Annotated in this window: 25 protein-coding genes; 11 read left to right on the top strand and 14 right to left on the bottom strand. The window is 66.8% G+C overall.

Features of this window, described 5'->3' with window-relative positions:
• Positions 1–339: 339 nt before the first annotated feature.
• The 4 genes from BDIM_RS11110 (at position 340) to BDIM_RS11095 (ending at position 7,513) form a co-directional block, all read left to right on the top strand.
• Complete coding sequence (locus tag BDIM_RS11110; RefSeq protein ID WP_244911823.1) at positions 340–2,013, top strand: amidohydrolase family protein; 1,674 nt, start codon at positions 340–342, stop codon at positions 2,011–2,013.
• 76 nt (positions 2,014–2,089) lie between these two features.
• Entirely contained in the window at positions 2,090–5,038 is a 2,949-nt protein-coding gene (locus tag BDIM_RS11105; protein WP_003165694.1) for a TonB-dependent receptor domain-containing protein, read from the top strand.
• A gap of 89 nt (positions 5,039–5,127) precedes the next feature.
• Positions 5,128–6,924 (top strand): DUF885 domain-containing protein, encoded by a 1,797-nt coding sequence (locus BDIM_RS11100; RefSeq protein WP_081461896.1) that lies wholly within the window; start codon positions 5,128–5,130, stop codon positions 6,922–6,924.
• 115 nt (positions 6,925–7,039) lie between these two features.
• A complete protein-coding gene (locus BDIM_RS11095) occupies positions 7,040–7,513 on the top strand; it encodes an Lrp/AsnC ligand binding domain-containing protein (protein ID WP_003165692.1) in 474 nt (157 codons plus the stop codon).
• A 50-nt stretch (positions 7,514–7,563) separates the two neighbouring features.
• On the opposite strand, the gene BDIM_RS17990 is transcribed toward BDIM_RS11095, so the two are convergent.
• The 4 genes from BDIM_RS17990 to BDIM_RS11080 all read right to left on the bottom strand — a co-directional run bounded on the left by BDIM_RS17990 (position 7,564) and on the right by BDIM_RS11080 (position 9,238).
• On the bottom strand, positions 7,564–7,824 hold the full coding sequence (locus tag BDIM_RS17990) for a hypothetical protein (protein ID WP_081461895.1): 261 nt from the start codon (positions 7,822–7,824) through the stop codon (positions 7,564–7,566).
• Between the two features lie 77 nt (positions 7,825–7,901).
• On the bottom strand, positions 7,902–8,126 hold the full coding sequence (locus BDIM_RS11090) for a YdcH family protein (protein WP_040345839.1): 225 nt from the start codon (positions 8,124–8,126) through the stop codon (positions 7,902–7,904).
• A gap of 39 nt (positions 8,127–8,165) precedes the next feature.
• Positions 8,166–8,636 (bottom strand): TIGR02444 family protein, encoded by a 471-nt coding sequence (locus BDIM_RS11085; protein WP_003165691.1) that lies wholly within the window; start codon positions 8,634–8,636, stop codon positions 8,166–8,168.
• On the bottom strand, positions 8,633–9,238 hold the full coding sequence (locus BDIM_RS11080) for a UbiX family flavin prenyltransferase (protein WP_040346886.1): 606 nt from the start codon (positions 9,236–9,238) through the stop codon (positions 8,633–8,635). Before BDIM_RS11080 ends, BDIM_RS11085 begins: the two co-directional genes overlap by 4 nt.
• A gap of 126 nt (positions 9,239–9,364) precedes the next feature.
• Between BDIM_RS11080 and BDIM_RS17230 the strand changes: the two genes are divergently transcribed.
• Positions 9,365–9,538: a YdcH family protein gene (locus BDIM_RS17230; protein ID WP_081461894.1), complete on the top strand. Its 174-nt coding sequence runs from the start codon at positions 9,365–9,367 to the stop codon at positions 9,536–9,538.
• A gap of 78 nt (positions 9,539–9,616) precedes the next feature.
• Here BDIM_RS17230 and BDIM_RS11070 read toward each other — a convergent pair whose 3' ends face one another.
• Positions 9,617–10,282, bottom strand: coding sequence for a DUF1013 domain-containing protein (locus tag BDIM_RS11070; protein ID WP_003165688.1), 666 nt, complete (start codon positions 10,280–10,282; stop codon positions 9,617–9,619).
• 216 nt (positions 10,283–10,498) lie between these two features.
• On the opposite strand from BDIM_RS11070, the gene BDIM_RS11065 reads away from it, so the two are divergent.
• Positions 10,499–11,161, top strand: a complete 663-nt coding sequence (locus tag BDIM_RS11065; protein ID WP_040345832.1) for a beta/gamma crystallin-related protein — start codon at positions 10,499–10,501, stop codon at positions 11,159–11,161.
• Positions 11,162–11,216: 55 nt separating this feature from the next.
• On the opposite strand, the gene BDIM_RS11060 is transcribed toward BDIM_RS11065, so the two are convergent.
• Entirely contained in the window at positions 11,217–12,188 is a 972-nt protein-coding gene (locus BDIM_RS11060) for an NAD(P)H-quinone oxidoreductase (protein ID WP_003165686.1), read from the bottom strand.
• A gap of 92 nt (positions 12,189–12,280) precedes the next feature.
• Between BDIM_RS11060 and BDIM_RS11055 the strand changes: the two genes are divergently transcribed.
• Both BDIM_RS11055 and rcdA read left to right on the top strand, forming a co-directional pair.
• Positions 12,281–12,484 (top strand): DUF1192 domain-containing protein, encoded by a 204-nt coding sequence (locus BDIM_RS11055; RefSeq protein WP_040345829.1) that lies wholly within the window; start codon positions 12,281–12,283, stop codon positions 12,482–12,484.
• Between the two features lie 106 nt (positions 12,485–12,590).
• Positions 12,591–13,097, top strand: coding sequence for a protease adaptor protein RcdA (gene rcdA, locus BDIM_RS11050; protein ID WP_040345826.1), 507 nt, complete (start codon positions 12,591–12,593; stop codon positions 13,095–13,097).
• A gap of 42 nt (positions 13,098–13,139) precedes the next feature.
• Here the strand turns inward: rcdA and BDIM_RS11045 are convergent, their stop codons facing one another.
• Complete coding sequence (locus BDIM_RS11045) at positions 13,140–14,696, bottom strand: L,D-transpeptidase family protein (RefSeq protein ID WP_003165682.1); 1,557 nt, start codon at positions 14,694–14,696, stop codon at positions 13,140–13,142.
• Positions 14,697–14,849: 153 nt separating this feature from the next.
• The gene (gene rpmE / locus BDIM_RS11040) at positions 14,850–15,074 is read right to left on the bottom strand and encodes a 50S ribosomal protein L31 (protein ID WP_003168899.1); all 225 of its coding nucleotides are present in this window, start codon (positions 15,072–15,074) and stop codon (positions 14,850–14,852) included.
• 132 nt (positions 15,075–15,206) lie between these two features.
• Here rpmE and BDIM_RS11035 point away from each other — a divergent pair, with 132 nt between their 5' ends.
• Positions 15,207–17,051: an ABC transporter transmembrane domain-containing protein gene (locus tag BDIM_RS11035; RefSeq protein ID WP_003165680.1), complete on the top strand. Its 1,845-nt coding sequence runs from the start codon at positions 15,207–15,209 to the stop codon at positions 17,049–17,051.
• A gap of 28 nt (positions 17,052–17,079) precedes the next feature.
• Here BDIM_RS11035 and BDIM_RS11030 read toward each other — a convergent pair whose 3' ends face one another.
• From BDIM_RS11030 to BDIM_RS11005, 6 genes are all read right to left on the bottom strand, one after another.
• Entirely contained in the window at positions 17,080–18,120 is a 1,041-nt protein-coding gene (locus tag BDIM_RS11030; RefSeq protein WP_003165678.1) for a glycerophosphodiester phosphodiesterase, read from the bottom strand.
• A 199-nt stretch (positions 18,121–18,319) separates the two neighbouring features.
• On the bottom strand, positions 18,320–19,126 hold the full coding sequence (locus tag BDIM_RS11025) for an inositol monophosphatase family protein (RefSeq protein WP_040345821.1): 807 nt from the start codon (positions 19,124–19,126) through the stop codon (positions 18,320–18,322).
• Between the two features lie 132 nt (positions 19,127–19,258).
• Positions 19,259–19,825, bottom strand: a complete 567-nt coding sequence (efp, locus tag BDIM_RS11020; protein ID WP_040345820.1) for an elongation factor P — start codon at positions 19,823–19,825, stop codon at positions 19,259–19,261.
• Between the two features lie 127 nt (positions 19,826–19,952).
• Positions 19,953–20,489, bottom strand: coding sequence for a TspO protein (locus BDIM_RS11015; protein ID WP_244911826.1), 537 nt, complete (start codon positions 20,487–20,489; stop codon positions 19,953–19,955).
• A gap of 73 nt (positions 20,490–20,562) precedes the next feature.
• A complete protein-coding gene (gene bfr / locus BDIM_RS11010) occupies positions 20,563–21,063 on the bottom strand; it encodes a bacterioferritin (RefSeq protein ID WP_040345814.1) in 501 nt (166 codons plus the stop codon).
• Positions 21,064–21,229: 166 nt separating this feature from the next.
• Positions 21,230–21,415, bottom strand: coding sequence for a (2Fe-2S)-binding protein (locus BDIM_RS11005; protein WP_003165676.1), 186 nt, complete (start codon positions 21,413–21,415; stop codon positions 21,230–21,232).
• A gap of 117 nt (positions 21,416–21,532) precedes the next feature.
• Here BDIM_RS11005 and thiE point away from each other — a divergent pair, with 117 nt between their 5' ends.
• Both thiE and BDIM_RS10995 read left to right on the top strand, forming a co-directional pair.
• Positions 21,533–22,192: a thiamine phosphate synthase gene (gene thiE / locus BDIM_RS11000; protein WP_003165675.1), complete on the top strand. Its 660-nt coding sequence runs from the start codon at positions 21,533–21,535 to the stop codon at positions 22,190–22,192.
• Positions 22,193–22,277: 85 nt separating this feature from the next.
• Complete coding sequence (locus BDIM_RS10995; protein WP_223850833.1) at positions 22,278–23,954, top strand: sensor histidine kinase; 1,677 nt, start codon at positions 22,278–22,280, stop codon at positions 23,952–23,954.
• Positions 23,955–24,067 lie beyond the last annotated feature (113 nt).

Genomic DNA, 24,067 nt, shown 5'->3' with positions numbered 1-24,067 from the left:
GTAGTATTCTCGGCAAAGGCTTGGGGTGGCCAAGCTATGCCGCAACAGAAAAAACGACCCTGAAAGGCCGCTTCATATCCTGATCATTGGATCATAAATTCAGATTTGCCGCAGAAACAACGTTTCGATCCTGCATTTGGCCTGAAAAAGCGCATTTCGAAGATGGCTCAGTTTTTCGACGTTCGTGTGAATTTTATTTCGTCATACCGGCAATATCCGAAGCTCATGCTTCCTCCGGGGTGCTAGCGATTCAAGGGCCGGTCAAACGCCGGACAAGCGCTTGCAGGGGCTTAGGCCCCCAATCTTGGGAGGGATTGCAGCTTGCGGACGACGCTAGGGGTGAAGGCTGTCCTTATGGGGGCGGGGGCTGTCTGCGCGGCGGCGCTGTTGTTGGCGACGGGGGCGCCGAGCACGGCTGTGGCCCAGACGCAGGCCCAGAACCAGGCCCAGAGCCAGGCTCAGGCGGCTCAGGCGCGCGCCACGCTCAATCCGGCGCCGCCGCGCCGCGCTGATGAGGGTTTCGGTCCCTATCCGTTGATGGTGGTGCGCGGCGCCATGCTGATCGATGGCACGGGCGCGCCGCCCATGGGGCCGGTCGATATCGTGATCGAGAACGACAAGATCACGGACATCATTCAGGCCGGCTGGCCCGGACTGCCCGAGCGTGAGGGCCGCCCGCCGCTGAACGCGGCGCATGAGATCGATGCGCGCGGCATGTACGTCATGCCCGGCTTCGTCGACGCCCACGCCCACGGCGGCAGCCCGCAGAAGGCGCCGGACCTGGAGTATGTCTACAAGCTGTGGCTGGCCCACGGCGTGACCACTGTGCGCGGCGTCAGCCTGGCGCCGCATGACATCGCCGTGTCGGAGAAGGCCCGTTCGGCGCGCGGCGAGATCGTCGCCCCGCGCATCTTCAACTATCAGACCATCGGCTCAGGCTGGTCGCGCGGCCGCATCCGCAACCCCGAGATGGCGCGCGAATGGGTGCGCTGGGGCGCGGCCAACGGCGTGGACGGCATCAAATTCTTCCTGCGCGGCGACGAGACGCCCGAGGTGGTCCTGGCCGCCATCGACGAGGCCAAGAAGAACCACATGGGCACGGTGGCCCACATCGCCCAGCCGGGCGTGGCCCAGTTGAACGCCGAACAGCTGGCGGCGGCGGGCCTGGGGACCATCACCCACTTCTACGGCCACTTCGAGTCGCTGCTGGGCGGGCGGACGATCCAGGACTATCCGACCGACTACAACTTCTACGACGAGCAGAAGCGCTTCGGCGAAGCGGCCGAGATCTGGGACGAGGTCGAGCCGGGTTCGGCGCAATGGTACGCCTATCTGGAGGCGCAGAAGAAGGCGGGCGTCGTCTTCGATCCGACGATGACCATCTATGCGGCGTCGCGCGATCTGATGCGGGCGCGCAACGCGCCCTGGCACCAGACCTACACGCTGCCGGCGCTGGCGGACTATTTCCAGTCGACGCGCGACAATCACGGCAGCTACTTCTTCGACTGGACGACCTCAAACGAGGTGGCGTGGCGCCGCTTCTACGAACGGTTCATGCGGCTGGTGAACGACTACAAGAAGGTCGGCGGCCGGGTGACGGTGGGATCGGACTCCGGCTTCATCTGGAAGCTGTACGGTTTCGGCTACATCGAGGAGCTGGAGCTGCTGCAGGAGGCGGGCTTCCACCCGCTGGAGATCGTGCGCGCCGCGACGATGGACGGGGCGACGACCCTGGCCGAGCCGACCGGCAAGGCGCCGACCTTCGGTATCGTGCGGCCGGGCATGAGCGCGGATCTGGTCATCACGACTGAGAATCCGCTGGCGAATTTCAAGACCTTGTACGGCACCGGACATGAGCGCCTGAGCCCCGAGAACCGCATCGAGACGGTCGGCGGGGTGCGTTGGACGGTGGCGCGCGGGGTCGCCTACGACGCGCCGGCTCTGCTGGCCGACGTAAAGGCGATGGTCGATCGGCAAAAAGCCGAACGAGGGGAGGCGCAAGGAGGGCGCTGATCCAAAACAACGACGCAGGCGACGCCGAATGGGGACGGCCCGCCTGGGTTTCAGATCAAAAACGAGGGGTGATCGAATGAGACTGTCTGCGTACCTGAAGACCGGCACGATAATCGCCGGTCTGGCCGTCACGGCCGCCGCCGCCGCCCAGCCTGCCTGGGCCCAATCCGAAACGCCTGCCGCCGAGCCGGAAGCCAGCGCCGTCGCCGACATCGTCGTGACGGGCTCGCGTATCCGCCGTCCGAACGTCGAGGCGGCGACGCCCGTCAACGTCGTCGACGCCCAGGAGATCGAGAACACCGGCGTCACCAACCTGATCGACGCCATGTCGCGTCAGCCGCAGGTCGGTCTGGGCGCCTCGGCCTCCAGCACCACCAACACCGTCGCCGGCCAGGGGCTGGCCACCCTGAACCTGCGCAATCTGGGGGCCAGCCGCACCCTGGTGCTGGTCAACGGCCGCCGCCATGTCGCCGGCACGGCGGGCACCAGCGCGGTGGACGTGAACTCCATCTCTAAGACGACGATCGCACGCATCGACACGGTGACGGGCGGTTCGTCGGCGGTCTACGGCGCGGACGCCGTGGCCGGGGTGGTCAACTTCATCACCAAGCAGGACTTCGACGGCATCGCCGTTCAGACGCAGTACGGCTCGGCCGACGGTCCGAACACCTACTACGGCTCGGTCGCCGTGGGTCGGAACTTCAATGACGACCGGACCAACATCATGGGCGCTCTGACCTATGACAAGTCCGAGGGGCTGTTCCGCCACGAGCGCGACTACGCCATGAGCTCCCTGGCCGAGATTCCGAACCCGAACAAGAAGAGCGCCAACGACGGCCTGCCGTCCTTCATCATGGCGCGGGACGTCTACACCAACACCCAGAACGACTTCTTCACCCCGGTCATCGTCACGCCGATCGGCGCCAACAAGGCCTTCGCCCTGACCTTCACGCCGGACGGCAAGCTGGTCCCGTTCGACCGCGGCCAGATCCTGTACGACGGCGCCGGGCGCGAGCAGAAGCTGTCGATCGGCGGCGACGGCTTCAAGCTGCGCGACGACATGCTGCGCACCCCGGTCGAGCGTTTCGGCGGCGAGCTGCAGCTGCGCCACCAGTTCCAGCCCTCGGGCGACTTCATCAGCGAACTGAATCTGTTCGCCGAAGCTAAGTATTTCCATATGGAGGCCAGCAGCCAGGCGCGGAACGGCACCTTCGCCGACAGCTCGCCGGGCATGTCGACGGGCAGCGCCTATCGCATCCAGGCGGACAACGCCTTCCTGCCTGATGAACTGAAGACGATGCTGGCGCAGGCCAATATGACGTTCTTCGACATCAGCCGGATCGACACCGACTTCGGCATCCGCACCACGGAAAGCGTCTACGACACCACGCGGTTCGTGACCGGGGTGGACGGGGCATTCAGCAACGGGTGGCGGTTCGAGGCTTACGTCAACTACGGCCAGACGGAATCGGAGTTCACCAACTTCGACCGCTTGCAGAAGGAGTTTTATGAGTCGATCGACGCCGTCTCGCGTAACGGCGAGATCGTTTGTCGCAGTGATGAGGCTGTAGCGCGAGGTTGCAAGCCGCTGAACCTGTTCGGCGCCTATGTCGGCTCTCAGGAGGCGATCGACTATTCCTACATCTACACCGTTCGCAATGATCGCATCCGTCAGTGGAACGCGGTGGCCAGCGTCAACGGCGAGCTGTTCTCGTATCCGTCGCTGTTCAGTGGAACCAGCCTGCCGGTCGCCTTCGCGGCGGGCGTGGAATGGCGCAAGGAAGCCAGCCGCGCCGTACCGGACATGCGGTCGCAGCAGGGGCTGATCTTCCAGAACAAGCAGGCCAGAACCGAGGGCGCCTATGAGTCCAAGGAAATCTTCGGCGAGGTGAATCTGCCGCTGCTGGCCGACGTGCCCTTCATCCAATACCTGGACCTGACGGCGGCTTATCGCTTCCAGGACTACACCACCACGGGCGGCGACAGCAGCTATGGCCTGGGCATGGAGTGGACAGTCGACCGCAACATCCGCTTCCGCGCCAACTACGCCAAGGCGGTGCGCGCGCCGAACATCAGCGAACTGTTCGACGGCGGCGGCGAAGGCTACAACCTGTTCGACGATCCATGCGACGCGACACGGTTGAACCTCGGCAACTATCCCGCCAATCGTAAGGCGAACTGCGCGGCCTTGGGCCTGTCGCCGGAGTTCACTCAATCGATCACGACCAAGCCGTCTATCAGCAAGGGCAACCCGGACCTGAACCCGGAAGAAGGCGAAACCCTGACCCTGGGCGTCGTTCTTACGCCGACCTTCCTGCCGGGCCTGGCGGTCACCGTCGACCATTACGACATCAAGATCAGCGACGTCATCGCCTCGTTCGGCGCACGCACGATCATCAACAACTGCGTCGACAGCCCCACTCTGGACAATCCGTTCTGCGGCAACGTCACGCGCGGGTCGGACGGCAACATCAGCAAGGTCGTGAACCAGGTGATGAACGTCGCCGAGTACACCAACTCGGGTTGGGACGTGACGGCGTCCTATCGCACGGACCTGGAGGCCTTGGGCCTGCCGCCCTACGGCTCACTGTCGTTCAACGTGGCGGCGGGCTTCCTGGACGAGCTGACCTATGATCCGGTGCCGGGCGACGCCAGCGTGCGCGACGAACAGGCCGGCGAGGCGCCCAATCCCAAGCGCCGGGTCAACTTCCGCGTGTCGTGGGACTATGACAAGCTGTCGCTGTCCTACGCCAACCGCTACCTGAGCAGCGTCGTGCGCAGCAATCAGGACTCTGTCGGCTCGTACGAAGTGTGGAAGGCTCCGTCGTGGCTGACCCACGACCTGCGCGCCGAGTATCGGTTCGATCGCTTCTCTGTCTTCGGCGGGGTGAACAACTTCACCGATGAAGCGCCGCCGCAGACGCCGTTCACCTGGACTGGAACGTCGTTATATAACGGCTTCAACGCCAGCATCTACAATAACCTTGGCCGTTACGTGTACATTGGCGTGAACGCCCAGTTCTAATCCAGAATGGGAAGCCGTCCGGTCTCGGGCGGCTTCTCACCTTGGAGACGCTGACAAGGCGTCTGTTTCTGTTTTTTGGGGGAAAGACGATGAAGACCCTGACCGCCTATAGCGCCATTGCAGTCGCCGTCGGCCTGCTGGCCTTCGCCGCCGCCCCGACGCCGACCCTGGCTCGTGCGCCCGACGCGGCGCCCGCCGCCGCTGCGCCTTCGGCTCTGGACGCCCAGTTCGAAGCCATCGCGGCCGAGGAGTGGGCCTGGCGCCAGAAGGAGCTGCCGGGCCGTAACGCCAAGCCCAGCACCCTGCCGGACGTCAGCGCCGCCACCCAGCAACGCCGGCTGGCCTACTGGACCGATGTTCAGCGCCGTCTGGACGCCATTTCTCCGGATCAGCTGTCGCCGAACCAGCGCACCAACTACGCCGTCTACAGGCACCAGATCGACAACTTCGTCGATGACGGCCGTCACCGCCTGTATGAGATGCCTTTCAACTCGGACAGCGCCTTCTGGTCGTCGCTGACGGGCATGGGCAATGCGACCTTCACCTCAGTCGAGGACTATGAGCGCTATCTGTCCCAGATACGGGACGTGCCGCGCTACTTCGACCAGCAGATCACCAATATGCGCGCTGGCCTGGCGCGCGGCTTCACCCAGCCCAAGGCCTCGCTGGTCGGGCGGGACGTGTCGATCCTGGCGGTGACGGAGCCGACGGACGTCGCCCAGAACCCCTTTTACAAGCCCTTCCTGACCATGCCGGCGAACATTTCCGAGGCGGACAAGGCGCGTCTGCGCGCCGCCGCCGTTCAGGCGATCCAGCAGCAGGTCGTGCCGGCGCATCGCACTCTGCTGAGCTTCATCCGCGACGAATACATGCCGGGCGCGCGCGACACCCTGGGGGCCAACCGCCTGCCGGACGGCGACGACTTCTATCAGACGCAGATTCGCCAATACACCAGCGTCAACCTGACCCCTGACCAGATCCACGCCATCGGCCGCAGCGAGGTCGCGCGCATTCGCGCCGAGATGGAGACGGTGATGCGCAGCACCGGCTGGACCGGCACCTTCGCCGAGTTCCTCCACTTCCTGAAGACCGACCCGCAGTTCCACTATGACAAGCCCGAGCACCTGCTGTGGCACGGCGCCTGGGTCATCAAGAAGGTCGACGGCAAGATCGGTCAGTATTTCAACCTGAAGCCGCGCGACACCTTCAGCCTGATCCCCGTGCCGGACGCCATCGCGCCCTATTACACGGCCGGTCGAGGCGGCAATGGCGTCTGCCTGCTGAACACCTACGACCTGCCGTCGCGGCCGCGCTACAACATCCCGGCGCTGACGGTGCACGAGTGCAACCCCGGCCACGCCTGGCAGGGCAATCTGCGCCGCGAACATCCGCCCATGCCCGACTATCGCGCTCAGACCTATATCTCGGCCTTCGGCGAGGGCTGGGCCCTCTACACCGAGAAGCTGGCCGTCGAGATGGGCGTCTATGAAGACGCCTATGAGGACTTCGGCCGCCTGACCTATGAGATGTGGCGCGCGGCGCGCCTGGTGATCGACACCGGCGTCCATTCGCAGGGCTGGACGCGCGAACAGGCGGTGGCCTTCCTGAGCGAGAACACCGCCCTGTCCGACCATGAGGTCGGCACCGAGATCGACCGCTACATCACCTGGCCGGGGCAGGCTCTGTCCTACAAGCTGGGCGAGATCGAGATCGTGCGCCTGCGCCGGCTGGCCGAGGCGGAGCTGGGGGCCGATTTCGACATCAAGGCCTTCCACGATCACCTGCTGGCCATCGGCGTGGCCACCATCCCGGCCATGACCGCCGAGATGGAAGCCTTCATCGCCCAGAGCAAGCAAGCCGCCGCGGCGAAGCGATCGGGGCAGTAGTCGACACCGTGCCGACGTCGGAGGGCGTCGGCCATCCGTCGCTGACAGACGCGTTGCAGATCGCCTGCGGCTTTGTCAGTGTCGAGAATCTGTAAAGCGTAAGGGGGGAGAGCGCATGAGCGCTGGGGAATACAAGCTGGACGACGCCGACCGCCGCATCCTGAGGGTGCTGCAGCAGGACGGACGGATCACCAATCAGGATCTGGCGGCCGCCTGCAACATGTCGGCGTCATCCTGCTTCGAGCGGGTGCGGCGACTGCGCGAGCGGGGGGTCATCACCGGCTACACCGCCCTGATCGATCCGAAGTTCGCCGAGCGTGAACTGTTGATCTTCATCGAGGTGCTGCTGGACCGCACGACCTCGGACATCTTCGACCAGTTCGCCGAGCGCATCCGCCGCTCGCCCGAGGTGCTGGAGTGCCACATGGTGGCGGGCGGCTTCGACTATCTGGTCAAGGTGCGGATGAAGGATATGGCGGCCTACCGCATCTTCCTGGCCGACACCCTGATCGTCATGCCGGGCGTGCGCGAGACCCGCACCTACGCCGTGATGGAAGAGGTCAAGGACACCTCGGTCCTGCCGCTGTAAGAGGGGGGGGCGGATTGCGGAGGCCATTCTGGACGGCCTCCGCGACTAGGTTACCAGTAACCGCCGCAAGATCCGATGGCTTCAAGGGTGTAGTAGGGCGAAGTAACGCCTTGGACGGGCGAAGCGACGACTCGCCCGTTCCAACATTTGTCACGGTACCAGCCGACCTGTACCGTCAGCGTAGCGTCGCTATAAAAGGTACGATGGTACATAATATTGGGAGATTGCGCTCCGGCTCCGACGGACAGCAATGACGTCGCCGCCGTCACGGACGCCAGAAGCACGGCATTACGAATCTTACGCAGACGCATCGGTTCTCTCCTGCCAGTGGGTGACGATGTCATCTCCACCGTTAACGACACAAGAGTCAATGACTGGCGTTATATGATTATGCGATGATGTCGGGCAGGATGCGATCCTGCAGCTTCACGATATCGTCGCGCAGGGCCAGTTTCTTGCGCTTCAGGCGGGCGATCATGAGTTGATCGGGCGCGGGCAGCAGGGCCAGGGCTTCGATGGAGGCGTCCAGGTCTGCGTGCTCCTGCAACAGCAGGGAGAGCTGCGCGCGCAGCTCCTTGTCTTCTTCGGACAGGTAAGGTTCGTCGTCGTTCATGATCAGGCCCCGGGCCGGGGGATTATAGCTGAGCTGGCGTCAGGTCGGAAGCAGGTCGGACAGGGTTCTGAGCGCCGGACGCGGCACGACGCGATCCCACAGGCGCGCTGCATCGGCCATGGCGTCGACGGGCGGGCGAGGCGTTTCGGTCGGGGCGGGAGCCAGGCCTTCGAGCCCGTTCAGCAGATGGCGCTCGGCAGCCAGTTCGGCGGCCTTCACCTGCTCGCGCACGGCCAGGCGGGCGTCCGTCTCAAGGTCCGGCACGGGCGTCTTCAGCGTGCGGCGTACGGCGCGCAGAGGGGCGATGGTGGTGGTCTGCCAGGCGCGGGCGGTGTCGCAGGCGGCCTCGATCGTCTCTTTGTCCGGGCGGCGGCCTGTGGCGGCGGTCCAGGCGGCCCACAGCAGCAGGGGGACGTTCTGTTCGTGATAGTCCTGCAGCGACAGGCAGGCTTCGGCGACGCCCGGCGCGGTGTAGGCGGCGCAGGCCCAGGTCCATAGATCGTCGCTCATGCTTCGGCTCCGCCCTTTAGTCCTTCCCAGCGGCGCACGGCCGACCAGTCCAGGTCGAAGACGTCCAACGCCCGGCCGACCGACTGGTCGATCATCTGCTCCAGACTGTCGGGTTTGGCGTAGAAGGCGGGCAGGGGCGGGGCGATGACTGCGCCCATTTCGGCCAGGGCGGTCATGGTGCGCAGGTGGCCCAGGTGCAGCGGCGTCTCGCGCACCATCAGCACCAGGGGGCGGCGCTCCTTCAGAGTCACGTCGGCGGCGCGGGTCAGCAGGGTCGAGGTCACGCCGGTGGCGATCTCGCTCATGGTCCGCACCGAACAAGGGGCGACGATCATGCCGAGCGTGCGGAAGGAGCCGGATGAGATGGTGGCCCCGACATCGTTCAGCCGATGGACCACATCCGCCTTGGCCGTCAGGTCGTCGGGGGTGAGATCCGTCTCCTGCGACAAGGTGAGCAGGGCGGCGCGGGTGACGACCAGGTGGCTCTCGACCCCCAGTTCGCGCAGGGCGTCCAGCACGCGCGCGCCATAGATGACGCCCGAAGCACCTGAGATTCCAACGACTAGCCGAGGGGGCGCCGGCGCCCGAACGGTCGTGTTCACAACATCGGCCAAATTCGCCTCCAACCTGTCCGTGTCCGGAGCGGCGGGGGTCACTGCAATGTGATTCCACACCTCGCCGAACCGGGCGCTCAGTGTAGTGGTCCCTTAGACATGGAGGCGCAAGCCATGACCATCGAGGCTCGTATTCGCGAACTGGGTAATCGGCATCGGTCGCTGGATGAAACGATCCAGCAGGAGATGCGCCGCCCCACCGCGGACCCGACACACCTCAGGGAGCTGAAGCAGCGAAAGCTGCGACTTAAGGAAGAGATCAGTAGTCTGGAAGCCCGAACCCACTAGCGGGCCTAGCATCCGAAACGACGACGGCCCCGGAAGAGCGATCTTCCGGGGCCGTTTTGTATTTGTCGATCGGTTGGATCAGTCGCGCGAGCCGAACACCGATTCGGCCGTGGGCTCGGCGCCGAGGCCGTATTCTTCTTCGGCCTCTTCCAGGACGACTTCCGGTTCGGCCTCGGTCTCGATGGGTTGCAGGACGCCGTTCTTGGCGTCGTCCTTGGCCTTCTTGTCGGCGGCCTTGCGCACCACTTCGTCCAGCTGCAGCTGGCCGGTCAGGCCCAGCGTCACCGGATCGACCGGCTTGATATTGGCCGAGTTCCAGTGGGTGCGGTTGCGCACGCTCTCGATCGTGGCCTTGGTGGTGCCCAGCAGTTTGGCGATCTGGGCGTCGGTCACTTCGGGGTGGTTGCGGACGAACCACATGATGGCGTCCGGGCGATCCTGACGACGCGAAACCGGCGTGTATTTCGGACCCGACTTGGCGGGCTTCAGTAGTTCGGCGTGGCGGCTGACCACGGCCTTCATGCGGTAGTTTTCATCGTTCTGGGCCTTGTCCAGCTCTTCGCGGGTCAGCTGGCCGTTGACGATGGGGTCGGCGCCGCGAATGTCGCGCGCCACGTCGCCGTCGGCGATGCCGCGCACCTCAAGCGGGTGCAGGCCGCAGAAGTCGGCGATCTGCTCGAACGAGAGCGAGGTGTTGTCCACCAGCCAGACCGCGGTGGCCTTGGGCATCAGGATGTCGGTCATGGGCATGGATCCCGGCGGTTGCGGCCCGAAAAACGGGCGTTTGAATCGACGGCGCCCGACCTTTTCGGCCGGGCGCGAGAAGGCCTTTATAGGTGATCTTGGCCGAAATGAAAACGTCGTCTGTCGTCTTCATACAGCGAAGGTTCATCTGTCGTGATGAACATTGGGGGCCAGAGCGCGTTGTGCGCCAAGAGAAACCTCGAAGGAGACCGTGTCATGAAGAAGTTCGTGATTGCAGCGGCAGGACTGGTCATGACGGCGGGCGGCTTTTCCGTCGTCAATGTGAGCACGGCGGAGGCGCAGGTGATGCAGCGCGGCGCGCCGCGCGGGTCGTATGCGCAGAGCTGCACCGGGTCGTATGTGAATCAGGGGCGCCTCTACGCCGATTGCCGTGACATGCGGGGCAATATGCGCGAGACCTCGATCGAGTTGGCGCGCTGCTCCAGCGAGGAGATCGTCAACCGCGACGGACGTCTGGTCTGCGGCCGCTTTCAGGGCGATTTCGAGAACGGCGGCCGCCCCGGCCGTCCGGGCGGCGGATGGGATGACGGGCGTCCAGGCCGCCCCGGCGGCGGTTGGGACGACGGTCGCCCCGGCAACGGCGGCTGGGGCCGATCCTCGATCACCGTCTATCGCGACTCTGATTATCGCGGCCAGTCGATGAGCTTCCGTGAGGAAGTCCCGAACCTGCGCAACATGGGCATGAACGATGCGATCAGCTCGATCCGCCTGTCGCGCGGCGCCTGGGAGGTCTGTGAAGACGCCTATTATCGCGGCCGTTGCGAGATCGTCAGCGGCGATATGCGCAACCTGGCCAATACGGGCATGAACGACCGGATTTCGTCGCTACGTCCGGCGCGCGGCGGCGGTCGCTGGTAAACACCGGCCTGTCTGAAAACGAGGGCGGGAGGCTGCGGCCTCCCGTCCTTTTCTTTTAGGGCAGAAGCACGACCTTGCCGACGTGGGCGCCCGCCTCCAGATGGGCGTGGGCTGCGTCCGCTTCGGCCAGGGGGAAGGTCGCCTCGACCTGGGCGCGAACGGCGCCGGACGCGACCCAGGGCCAAACGGTCGCCTCGACGGCGGCCGCCAGGCGGGCCTTTTCGTCGGCCGGGCGGCTGCGCAGGGTCGAGCCCGTCAGGACGATCCGCTTCAGCATGATCCGCATCAGGTCGATCTCGGCCTTGGCGCCGGTCAGGGTGGCGATCACCACCCAGCGCCCGCCGGGCTTCAGGGCGTTGAGGTTCAGCTCTGCGTAGGCCGCGCCGACCATGTCCAGCACCACATCGGCGCCGCCCGCCTCCTGGATGGCGGCGGCCAGATCGTGCTCAGTCGCGTCCAGGCTGAAGTCGGCGCCCAGGGCGCGGGCGGCCTCGGCTTTGGCGGCGCCGCGAGAGGTGGCGATGACTCGGGCGCCCGCCGCCTTGGCCATCTGTATGGCCATGACGCCGATGCCGCTGGTGGCGCCGTGGATCAGCAGGGTCTCGCCCGCCTTCAGCCCGCCGCCTTCGAAGACGTTGGCGAAGACGGTGAAGGCGGTCTCGGGCAGGGCGGCGGCCTGGGTGAAATCGAGGCCGTCGGGGATCGGCAGGGCGTGGCGGGCGTCGACCAAGGCGTATTCAGCGTATCCGCCGCCGCCCAGCAGGGCGCAGACCCGGTCGCCGACGGCCCAGCGCGACACGCCATCGGCCAGGGCGTCGACCTCGCCCGCGACCTCTAGTCCAAGAATGTCCGAAGCGCCCGGCGGGGGCGGATAGCGACCTTCGCGTTGGACGATGTCGGGACGGTTCACGCCCGCCGCACGTACGCGGATGCGGATTTCACCGGGGCCCGGAGCGGGCAGGGGGCGCGTGGTCAGGCGCAGGGCGTCGGCGGGGCCGCGTCCGTTCTCGATCTCTATGGCCTTCATGGTTGCGGGCACGGCGGCTCCCTTGGCTTGCATTCCGGATCAATGCGGCGTTCACATAGGGGTTCATGCTCGAAATGGCCAAGGAGGCGAGGATGAGTTTCGAAGATCTGGAGCCTCGGCCGCAGCGCGGCGAGGCCATCGCCGCCCTGGGACGCGAAGACCTGGACCTCTACGCTGTGGACGAATTGCAGGAGCGGATCGCCGCCCTGGAGGCCGAGATCGCCCGATCCCGCGCGGCTATCGACGGCAAGTCCTCGCAGCGCAGCGCCGCCGACGCGCTGTTCAACTTCCGCTGAGGCGCGGGCGGTTGGGGACGGTTTCGACGGCCCTCTCCCGCAGAATCAGCTTCCGTGGCATGACGATTGCACCCAGCGGATGCATGAGATGCATGGATAGACGCCCGTGACAGCCATCGAAGCCGATCTGACCCCGACGCGCCTCGCCGGCGCCGAAGTGCTGGACTTCGCACGCTCGGAGCTCTTCGAGCGCACCTTCCGCGAAGGCATGGAGCTGGTCGAGGAGACCGCCGCCTATCTGGACGGCGACGGACGCCAGGATTCGCGCCTGCTGTCGCGCGCGGCCGCCCTGTCCTATGCGGGCGAGAGCATGAAGCTGACGACGCGGCTGATGCAGATTGCGTCTTGGCTGCTGGTGCAGCGCGCCGTGCGGGAACAGGACATGAGCGCCGAGGCGGCGGGCGACCCCCGCTATCGCCTCGCCGATCGCCGCATCGAGACGGAGCCGCGTCGCGGCGACCTGCCCATCGCCCTGATCGAATACGCGGTGCGAGCCGAGAAGCTCTACGACCGCGTCCTGCATCTGGACCGCCAGATGTACGTCGAGCCCGCCGAGGCGCCGGCCAATCCCGTCCTGAACCAGATGGACCTGCTGCGCGCCGCCTTCGGATAAGGCTTCTCCTCCCCATGCAACGAGAGGAGAGAGGTGGATGCCTTACGGCGTCACTTCATCCGGATCGATCGGGGCGTCGGCTATGACCTGGGGCAGGTTGACGGCGATGCCCAGGGCGTCGGCCAGCTTGGCGTCGCGCTTGTAGACGTCCTCGCGGAAGGCGACGCGGCCCTGACCGTCGACGAAGGCGGTCCAGTACAGCAGGCGCACGCCGATGTTGCGGCCGGTGGTCACGCGCTTGGTCTCGCCGCTGGCCTGGGCCGCGTCGAACAGGGCCAGACGCTCGGGATCGGGCGACAGCAGCAGGCGAGCGAAGCCGATGGCGTCCTGCACCCGCACGCAGCCGTGGCTGCGCTGGCGCACCGACAGGTTGAAGGCGCCCCGCGCCGGGGTGTCGTGCAGGAAGATGGCGTAGCTGTCCTGCAGTTCGAACTTCACATTGCCCAGCGACGACTTCGGACCGGCGCGTTGCACCACCCAGCCGTCGGCGTTGACGTACATGTCGTTCGCGGCCAGGTAGCCGGGGCCCTTGGGCAGGATTTCACGGCGGGCGATGCCCATGGGCACGGTCCACGGCGGATTGGCCACGACCGAGGCGAAGGGCTTCTCCAGGCTGGGGGTCTGGTTGGCGGCGGTGCCGACGACCACGCGGTTGGAGTGAACCGGCTTGCCGTCCTTCCAGTAGACCATGATGGCGGCGGCGGTGTTGACCTCGATCCGCTCGGGATTCAGGTCGCGCTTCAGCCAGCGACGGCGCTCCAGGTTCAGGGCGATCTGGCGGGCGCGATCCTCGGCGGTGGCGGTCAGCGAGCGCTGGGTGGCGCCGCCGATGCGGCCGTCGGACCCCAGGCCGTGGCGGGTCTGGAAGCTGCGGACCGCCTGCTCCAATTCGGGGCCGTAGGCCAGGTTGCCCTTCAACCGTTCGGCGGCGGCGGCGCTCAGGTCGCCCTCGGCGGCCAGGCGGGCGACCAGGGCCGGGATGCGCGGGTCGCTGGTTCCCGGCTCGATGGTGCCGCCGATACGGAAGGCGGGCCAGCCGCCCTGGCGGGCGATGCGGCGATAGCGGGCGTAACCGGCCGACAGATTGGTGTAGCCCAGGTCCGTCGGGGGCAGGGCGTCGAACCACTGGCTCAGCTTGTTGGCGGCCACGGCGTCGACCAGGCCGCGCGGCAGGTCCACGCTGTTCTTCTGCATCTCCCACAGCTCTTCGACCGTCTCGGGCCGGACGCGGCCCTCGGACAGAACCTTGGCGTAGGCCAGGGCGGCGGCGGTGGTGCGGATCTCGGCGGTCTCGCGGTCGGCGGCCAGGCCGACGAAGTCGAAGAAGTCCCCGGCGGGCAGGCCGTGACGTTCGGCGCCCTGGGCGACTTCCTGCAGGATGCGCAGGCGGTCGGCGGTCCAGATCGGCTTGCCGCCGGTCAGTTGATAGACGGCGCGGACGTCAGCCTGCTGGGCCGCGGGCAGGCGGCCGGCCTGGGCGTCGAAGCCGGCGATGAAGATTTGCGGGTCCGTGGTGCGCGTCTGGGCCAGCGCCCCGTTCGCGGCTGCCAGCGTCAGGCTCGTCGTGGCGACGCCAAGGCCCAATTCCCGTCGGTTCATCGTCTGTAACTCTTGTGGTCCGATATCGGCCCGGACCCAACGTCCACGCCCCGAGTAATCGAACGCGCCCATGTTAACGGTGTTCCGGGCAACAAAAAAGCGCCGGTCCTGGGACCGGCGCTTTTGTGGCGAACTTGTCGCACCAAGCGTGGCTTACTTCTTGATGAAGCCGCCGAACTTGTTGTTGAAGCGCGAGACGCGGCCGCCGCGGTCCATCAGGTGCTGGTTGCCGCCGGTCCAGGCCGGGTGAGACGTCGGGTCGATGTCCAGGTTCAGCGTGGCGCCTTCCTTCCCGTAGGTCGAACGGGTCTGGTAGGTGGTGCCGTCGGTCATCACAACAGTGATGAAGTGGTAGTCGGGGTGCGTGTCCGCTTTCATCGATCTTGTCCGTCTCTGCGCGACGACGATGCCGACCGTCACTGCGCGTAAATAGAGAATCCCGCCGCAGAGCGCGACGGGAGCGAGGGGCGGCGTTTACACCGGGGGGCGTTCCGGGGCAAGAGCGCGACCATGACCCAAGCTGAACCTCAACGTCATGCCCAGCCGACCGGCCGCCCCGGCGCCGGCGCCGTTCTGGCCGAACAGATGGACGAGGCGGGCGGCAAGCGTGCCAAGAGCCGCAACATCCGCCCCCTGGGACGGTTGCTGCCCTTCCTGGCCCGACACAAGATGGACGCTGCGATTGCGACAGTCTGGCTGATCGGATCGACGGTCGCGTCGCTGGCCCTGACGGCGACGGCGCGCGGCGCCATCGACCAGGGGTTCGAGAACGGCGGCGCCAATATCGACAAGTGGTTCCTGATCCTGGGTCTCAACGCCGTGGTGCTGGGGCTGGCGACGGCGCTGCGCTATTTCTACGTCACTAAGACGGGCGAGCGGATGATCGCCGATCTGCGCACGGCGCTGTTCCAGCGCATCCTGACGCTGGACCCGGTCTTCTTCGCCCATATGCGGACGGGCGAGGTGCTGTCGCGTCTGACCACGGATATCCAGTTGGTCGACACCCTGCTGACCACCTCGATCAGCTATGCGCTGCGCAACTTCCTGACCCTGATCGGCGGGGTCATCCTGCTGTTCTTCGTCAGTCCGAAGCTGACCGGCTTCGTGTTGCTGATCGTGCCGGTGCTGATCGTGCCGCTGTTCCTGTTCGGCCGGGTGGTGCGCCGCCTGACGGTGCAGTCGCAGGACACCTTCGCCGGGGCCGTGGGCTTTGCGGGCGAAAGCGTCGACGCCATCGAGACGGTGCAGGCCTTCGGTCGCGAAAAGAGCGCCATCGGCCGCTTCGGCGCGGCGGTGGAGGAGGCGTTCGGCGTCTCCCTGAAGCGGATGCGGGCGCGCGGCGTGATGACCGCCATGATCATCATGGTGATGTTCGGCGGCGTGACCCTGGTCCTGTGGCTGGGGGCGCAGGACGTGATCGCCGGGACCATGACGCCGGGCGCCCTGCTGCAGTTCGTCCTACTGTCGGTGTTCGCGGCGGGCGCGGTCGGGGCGCTAGGCGAAAGCTGGGGCGACGTACAGAAGGCGGCGGGCGCCATGGAGCGGATCGACGAACTGATGCGGGCGACCCCCGCCATCGCTCCGCCCCCCAATCCGGTCGCCCTGCCTCAGCCGCCGCGCGGCGAGGTGTCGATGTCGGCGGTGGATTTCGCCTATCCGGGCCGTCCGGACCTGCCCGCGCTGAAGGGCTTCAGCCTGACCGTGCGGCCGGGCGAGACCGTGGCCCTGGTCGGGCCGTCGGGCGCGGGCAAGTCGACGGTCTTCCGCCTGCTGCTGCGCTTCTATGATCCGCAATCCGGTCTGGTGTCGGTGGACGGGGTGGACGTGCGCGCGGCCGACCCGGTCGATGTGCGCAACCGCTTCGCCTGGGTGTCGCAGGAGGCGCCGTTGTTCTCGGGGTCGGCGCTGGAGAACATCCGCTTCGGCCGCGAGGCCGCCACGCTGGACGAGGCCCGCGCCGTCGCCGCCGAGGCTCAGGCGCTGGGCTTCATCGACGCCCTGCCGGAAGGTTTCGACACCCCGCTGGGCGAGCGCGGCAAGAGCCTGTCGGGCGGCCAGCGTCAGCGTCTCGCCATCGCGCGGGCGCTGGTGCGCGAGGCGCCGATCCTGCTGCTGGACGAGGCGACCAGCGCGCTCGACGCCGAGAACGAGCGTCTGGTGCAGGCCGCGCTGGATCAGGCGATGGAGGCGCGCACCACCCTGGTCATCGCCCACCGCCTGGCGACCGTGTTGCGCGCCGACCGCATCGTGGTGATGGACGGCGGCCAGGTGGTCGAGGAAGGCACGCACGCGGAGCTGTCAGCCAAGGGCGGCCTATATGCGCGTCTGGCCAAGCTGCAGTTTCAGGGAACGTGAGTAAAACCCTCTCCCGGCGGGAGAGGAGCTAGCGCGCGTTGACGGCGGCGGCGGGAAAGTCGCTGAACACGGCGTCGACGCCCAGCGCGTAGATCATCTTCAGCCAGCCTTCCAGATCGCCGTGATCTGCGGGCGCGTCGCCCACGCGATATTGCGCGGGCAGGAATAGGTTCTCCGCCCGGAAGGTCCAGACCACGACCTTCAGGCCAGCCGCATGGGCGTCGACCGTCAGGGACGAGGCGGCCAGCGCGCGGCCTGCGTCGTCGCGCGGCACGACCATCAAATCCTGCACCCCGACCGCCTCGGCGTAACGGGCGATCTCCGCCAGCCCCTGCGGCGTGGCCATCTCGGCATAGGTCGCGCCGGGCCGGTCGGCGGGGCCGCCGCCCGCCTGCATCAGTTGCAGCAGCGGCGCGCCGATGCGCGCCTTCAACCGTTCCAGCGTCCCGACCTCGAAGCACTGGATCAGGATGGGGGCGTCGGCGCTGGTCAGGGCATGGCGCTCCAGCGCGGCGACGAAGGCGTCCTCCATCGGCAGGTCCAGAGCGGCGAAGTGGGATGGGTGCTTCAGTTCGGGCGCGACGCCGATGACGCGGCCGGCGCGGGCGCCGGCCTCACGCGCGATCTCGACCACTTCGTCGAAGGTCAGGATCGGCTCCTGCCCGTCGAAGGCGGCCGAGGCGGGGCGCAGGGCGGGCAGGCGCTCGCGGGCGCGCAGGGTCTTCAGCTCGGCGAGGGTGAAGTCTTCGGTGAACCAGCCGGTGATGGGCACGCCGTCCACCTCGCGGGTGGTGCGGCGTGCGGCGAACTCGGGACGGTCGGCGACGTCGGTGGTCTCGCCGATCTCGTTCTCGTGGCGGACGACCAGATGACCGTCGCGGGTCATGACCAGATCGGGCTCGATGAAGTCGGCGCCCTGTTCGATCGCCAGCTCATAGGCGGCGCGGGTGTGTTCGGGCCGTTCGCCAGAGGCGCCCCGGTGGGCGATGACGATGGGCTTGGCGGGAGGAGCGGACATGGCCGGTTGGCTCGACGACAGGAGGACGGCGGTCAGGATGGCGGCGATCATGGCCGAAGGGTAGGGGGCGGACGTGACAGGCGCGTGATCTCTCCCTCCCCTTCATAGGAGGGGGGGGCGTCGCGCAGCGACGAGCGGGCGGGGAGGGCCGAATATGACAGGGGCGGCGCCACGTCAGCGGCGCCGCCCCCATCCGGCCTCGCCCTTCGGGCTCAGCCGCCCTCCCCATGAAGGGGAGGGACAATTCGCTTTACGCCTCGCGCAGAATCTTGCGCAGCTTGGCCTGGATTTCCGGGTTGCCGGCGACGATCTGCTTGCCGTTCATCGGGTCGCCGTCCTGGTCGATGGCGGTGACGACGCCGCCGGCCTCAGTGACCAGCAGGATGCCCGCCGCCACGTCCCACGGCTGAAGGTTGCGCTCGAAATAGGCGTCGTAACGGCCCGCAGCGACCCAGGCGAAGTCCAGCGAGGCGGCGCCCAGGCGGCGGATGCCCGCGACGCGCTGGCCGACGGCGTGGATGTCCTTGATGGCCTGGCCGTGGCCGGTCTTGCCGATGAAGGGCAGGCCCGTGGCGATCAGGCACTCGGCCATGTCGGCGCGTCCGGCGATGCGGATGCGGGTGTCGTTCAGATAGCAGCCCTTGCCCTTTTCGGCCCAGAACATCTCGTTCATGACCGGGTTGTAGGTGACGCAGGCCACGATCTCGGACGTGCCGTCAGGGTGCTTGCGCTCCAGACCCACCGTGATGGCGAAGTGGGGCATGGCGTGCATGAAGTTGGTGGTGCCGTCGATCGGGTCGACGATCCAGGTGTGGGTCTTGTCGGTGCCCTCGACCATGCCGCGCTCTTCGCCCAGGAAGCCGTAGCCGGGACGGGCCTTCAGCAGCAGTTCGAACAGGGTCTGTTCGGCCTTGACGTCGGCGGCGGTGACGAAGTCGCCGGGGCCCTTGCGGGACACCTGCAGCTGGGACACCTCGCCGAAATCCCGGAGCATCGGGCGGGCGGTCTTGCGGACGGCGTCCATCATGACCTGGAGCAGGGCGGAAGCGAGGGCCATAGGCGGTTCTCCTGATCCGTCGATCCTCAAAAGCCTGCGGCCCGGATGGACGGAGAAGCAAAAGGGGCGCGGACCATCCGCGCCCCTGTAGTCTTTACAGCGCCCGGCCTTGGCCGGGAATGACGGCGTTTGTTAGTCCGCGCGGCGGACGTATTCGCCGGTCGAGGTGTCGACGATGATCTTCTCGCCCGTCGACATGAAGGGCGGGATCATGACGCGGATGCCGTTCGAGGCCTTGGCGGGCTTGTAGGACGACGAGGCGGTCTGGCCCTTCACGGTCGGCTCGGTCTCGACGACTTCCAGCACGACCTGTTCCGGCAGTTCCAGGCCGATCGGACGGTCTTCGTGCGACTCGATGACGACCTTCATGCCTTCCTGCAGGTAGGGGATGCGGTCTTCGCCGACCCAGCCCTTTTGCAGTTCGATCTGCTCATAGGACTCGTCGTCCATGAAGACGAGAGTTTCGCCGTTGTCGAACAGGTAGGAGTAGTCGCGCTGTTCCAGCGTGACGCGCTCGACCTTGTCTTCCGAGCGGAAGCGTTCGTTCAGCTTGTTGCCGGTTTCGAGGTTCTTGGCCTCGACGTTGGCGAAGGCGCCGCCCTTGCCGGGCTTGACGTGGCTGGCCTTGGTGACGACCCACAGGCCGCCGTTGTGTTGCAGGACCATGCCGGGCTTGATGGTGTTGGCGTTGATTTTCATGAGAACCGTAGGGCTCGTTGCTGGGGGGCGGCAGGCGCCGACCGCCAGGGCGTGGCGCGCCAAATCGCGGCGAGCCCTAGAGGATCAAGCGAAAAAGGGCAATGGCGCTGCTCGGCGACCCGCGGATTCAGGCGGCGTCGTCCAGGCCGCGTTCCGCCTGATTGGCCAGGCGCACCCCCATGCCTGTGGGGGCTGCCAGCTTGCCTGCGCCGGGATCCAGCTTGCGCGCCTCATGAGCGAAGGCGGCGGCCAGACCGGCTGAGGACATGGCGGCCAGAATCTGGGTCCAGCGTCCAGTAGGCCGCGCCGCCAGCCAGACGGCGTTGACCGCCTGGGCGACAGCCCACAGACCCATTGCGGTGTTGCGGCCGGGACGGGCGGGGGCGTTCCACACGCGCAGGGCCGACAGGGTGGTGGCCGAGAAGACGGCGGGCAGGATCAGGCTGAACGGTCCGCGCGGCCGCTCGGTGATCGGACCCTCGCGTTTTCGGGCGCCGGTCAGGCCGCGTGTCTGCGGGGGAACGGCGCGGGTCGCCACAGCCGTCGCCGCCAGGGCGAAGCCGACGGTCAGCGCGGCGCCCAGGGCGACGTGCCGCCAGTCGCGGCCTTCGGCGTTGAGAAAATCCGCTGCGTGGTTGCGGGCGGCGTCGAGGGCGTCGTCCATGCTGCTCATGCAGCCAAGAACAACCGGGCGCGGCGGACGTTCCCGCCCTCCGACGCCGCGCCCGGCCTTCGGATCAGTTCCCGGTGGCGGCGCCGTCGGTGGTGATTTCCTTCATGGCCGACTGCAGATAGTTCTGCGCGCCCATCAGCTTGATCAGGCTGTGTTGGTTCTCGAGGAAGTCGATGTGCTCCTCGGTGTCGGCCAGGATTTTCAGCAGCAGGTCGCGGCTGACGTAGTCGCGGGCTTCCTCGCACTGGGTCAGGGCGTCGCGGGTGGCGGCGCGGCTGTCGATTTCCAGCTGCAGGTCGGCGCCCAGGCATTCGATGGGGTCTTCGCCGACCTTCAGCTTGTGCAGATCCTGCAGGTTGGGCAGGCCGTCCAGGAACAGGATGCGTTTGATCAGCATGTCGGCGTGCTTCATCTCGCCGATCGATTCTTCGTAGATGACGTTGCCCAGGTGGGCGAGGCCCCAGCTTTCGAACATGCGGGCATGCAGGAAATACTGGTTCACCGCCGTCAGTTCATTGGTCAGCACCGCGTTGAGGGTGCGGATGATCGCGGGATCGCCCTTCATGGTCGTCGTCCTTGTTTCAGCGGCGGCGAAAGCGACGTCGGCGCGACGACAGGGCCTTTCGGCCGCCCGTAAGGACTTCATAACACGACGGAAACGCCGTGGATTATTTGCGAGTTCTTATCACTGCATTGATAATGCGAGTGAAATCCGCTTTCAAAATCCGCCTCTATTCGGCGGCGATGGCGAAGGCGGCCTGGGTTTCCTGGATCATCTGACGCATCTCGCAGACGCATTTGGCGCACTGAGGCGCGCACTGGTGGCTGGCGAAGATGTCCTTGGGACGGTTGGCGCCCGCCTCGATGGCGAGGGCGACGTCACGCTGGCGAAGACCGTTACAGTTGCAGACGTACAAGGCGAGGCACCCGGAACACTGAGAATGGCTCGCTATAGCACTTATTAAGGCGGGTGCAAATCATTCGCATGCACATGCGACATTGACGACGACGGCGGCGACGGGCAGGGCTCGGCCATGGCTCGTCAACCGCAAATTCCCGCCCGCCCGGCCTGCCGGCTGTACCTGATCACGCCGACCGCCATCCCGGACCTGGAGGCGTTCGCCGCAGAGCTGGAGGCCGCTCTGGCGGCAGGCGACTGCGCCGCCCTGCAGATCCGCCTGAAGGCGGCCTCGGACGAGGAGATTCGTGCGGCCGTCGCCCGGCTGAAGCCGATCTGCCAGGCGCATGACGTGGCCCTGATCCTGAACGATCGGCCGGACCTGGCGCGCGCCACGGGCTGCGACGGGGTGCACGTGGGGCAGGAGGACGCCTCCCTGGCCGAGGCGCGGCGCATCATGGGCGAGGGCGCCATGATCGGCGTCACCTGCCACGACAGCCGCCACCTGGCGATGGAGGCGGCCGAGGGCGGGGCCGACTATGTGGCCTTCGGCGCCTTCTTCCCGACGCAGACCAAGGACGTCGCCCATCACGCCGAACCGGAGATCCTGACCATCTGGCAAGAGACGATGGAGGTTCCCTGTGTCGCCATCGGCGGCGTTACGGTCGAAAACGCCGGGGCCATCGCAGCGGCCGGCGCCGACTTCGTGGCGGTCAGCGCCGGGGTCTGGCGCCATCCTGACGGCCCGGCGGCGGCCGTGCGCGCTTTCGATGAGGCGCTGCGAACCGCGTATTGATCCTAGGGTCACGCTTCAGGGGATGTTTAGGAACGCGCGCGAAGATCAGGGCCTAAGACTCTAGTTCTAGGCCGGATTGATGAGCATGAGCCGCGCGCTCCAAAGAGGAGAAGTCGCATTGGACGCGACGGGCAAGGGGACCGCTCCGGTTGAAACCCTGGCGCCGCCGAACGCCGACTTCTTCCGCCGACCGCTCGCTCCGATGCTGACCGCGCTGGGCGTGGCCGTGCTGGTGGTTCTCGCGATCAGCTTCGCTCGCGCCAACGGTCTGGTCGCCGCCCTGTGGGGCGCCGGCGGCCTGGCTATGGCTGTATGGCTGCGCGGCGGCCGCGGCCTGCAATACGACCTCGGTTTCGGCGTCCTGCTGCTGGCGGGCGTCTTTGCCGGCGAGATCCTGGCGGGCAACGGTCCGTCGCTGTCGATCCTCTTCACCCTGACCAATCTGCTGGAGATCGTTCTGGCGGTCGTGCTGACGCGTCGTGTGGTCACGGGGTTGCATGTCGACAGCGTGCAAGGCCTGGCGCGTTTCCTGGCCGTATGCGCGATCGCGCCCTTGCCGTCGGCCCTGATCGCCGCCGTGGCCCTGTTCAATATGGCGGACCAGAACTTTCTGGACGCCTTGCGTATCTGGTGGAGCGGCCATGCCCTGGGCTTCGCCGTGATCGGCGTGTTCGGACTGAGCCTGCGCAAGACGCATCTCAGGATGCTGAAGCAACCCGCGCGCCTGGCCGAGGCCATCGGGCTGGGCGTGCTGCTCGCCAGCGCCTGCTACGCCATCTTTTCGCATATGAGCCTGCCTTACGGCTTTCTGCTGTTGCCGTTGATCGTGCTCGCGGCGGTGCGCTTTCGCGTGATCGGCGCGGCCTGGGCCTTGCTGGTGGTGTCGGTGGTGGCCATCGGCGGCACCATGGCCGGGCACGGTCCCTATCATCAGTTCGATCCCGAGGATCGCGCCCTGCTGGCGCAGTTGCTGATCCTGCTGGGCTATATGCCGATCCTGATGGTCGCCGCCCTGTTGGAAGAGCGTGACGGGCTGATGCAGCGCGCCAGGGAAGGACGGCTGCGGGCCGAGCGCGCCTCGGCGGCCAAATCGCGGCTGCTGGCCAATGTGGCCCATGAGATCAAGAGCCCGATCGGCGGCGTCATCGGCATCGGCGAACTGTGGGCCGGAGGGCACCTGGGCGCCGCCACGCCCAACCAGGTCGAGATGGCGCAGATGCTGGTCAAGACGGCCCGCCAGGTCGAGGCCCTGACCCACGACCTGCTCGATGTGGCGCGGGCCGAGGCGGGCGCGGTCAAGGTGGATATTCGCCCGACCGATGTCGCCGGCGTGCTGGAGGACGTCCGCCGCAGCCTGTTGCTGAATCCTGAAGCGGCGGCGGTGAAGATCGACGTCGTGGCCGCCGGCGATCACCTGGTGGCGCGGGCCGATTCCCAGCGTCTGACGCAGGTGGTCGGCAATCTGGCCAACAACGCCGTCAAATACGGCGCCTCGGGCGGGCTGGTCGTCTTGCGCGCGGCCTGGAGCGGCGACCGCGTCCGTATCGAGGTCACGGACCGAGGGCCAGGTCTCTCGGACGAGAAGCAGGCGCAACTGTTCGAGCCCTTCAACCGTCTGGGCCTCGAGCGTTCGGCCATTGAGGGGCATGGCGTCGGCCTGACCCTGGCCAAGCGGCTGGTCGAACTGCAGGGCGGCGAGATCGGCGTGATTTCGGCGCCGGGGCATGGCGCGACCTTCTGGGTGGAGCTGCCGGGCGCCTGATCCGGCGGGCGCGATGGCCGCTTGACCCGGTGCGGCCCCCGCCGCCAATGTCGCGGCCATGAAAGCCGTATTTGTCGCCGCCCTGTCGCTCGCCGCTCCTCTGGCCCTGTCCG

Origin of the sequence: Brevundimonas diminuta ATCC 11568 (assembly GCF_000204035.1) — a bacterium.
GTDB lineage: Bacteria > Pseudomonadota > Alphaproteobacteria > Caulobacterales > Caulobacteraceae > Brevundimonas > Brevundimonas diminuta.
The sequence above is the reverse complement of the archived record's forward strand: the minus strand, read 5'-3'. Positions and strand labels throughout refer to the sequence as shown.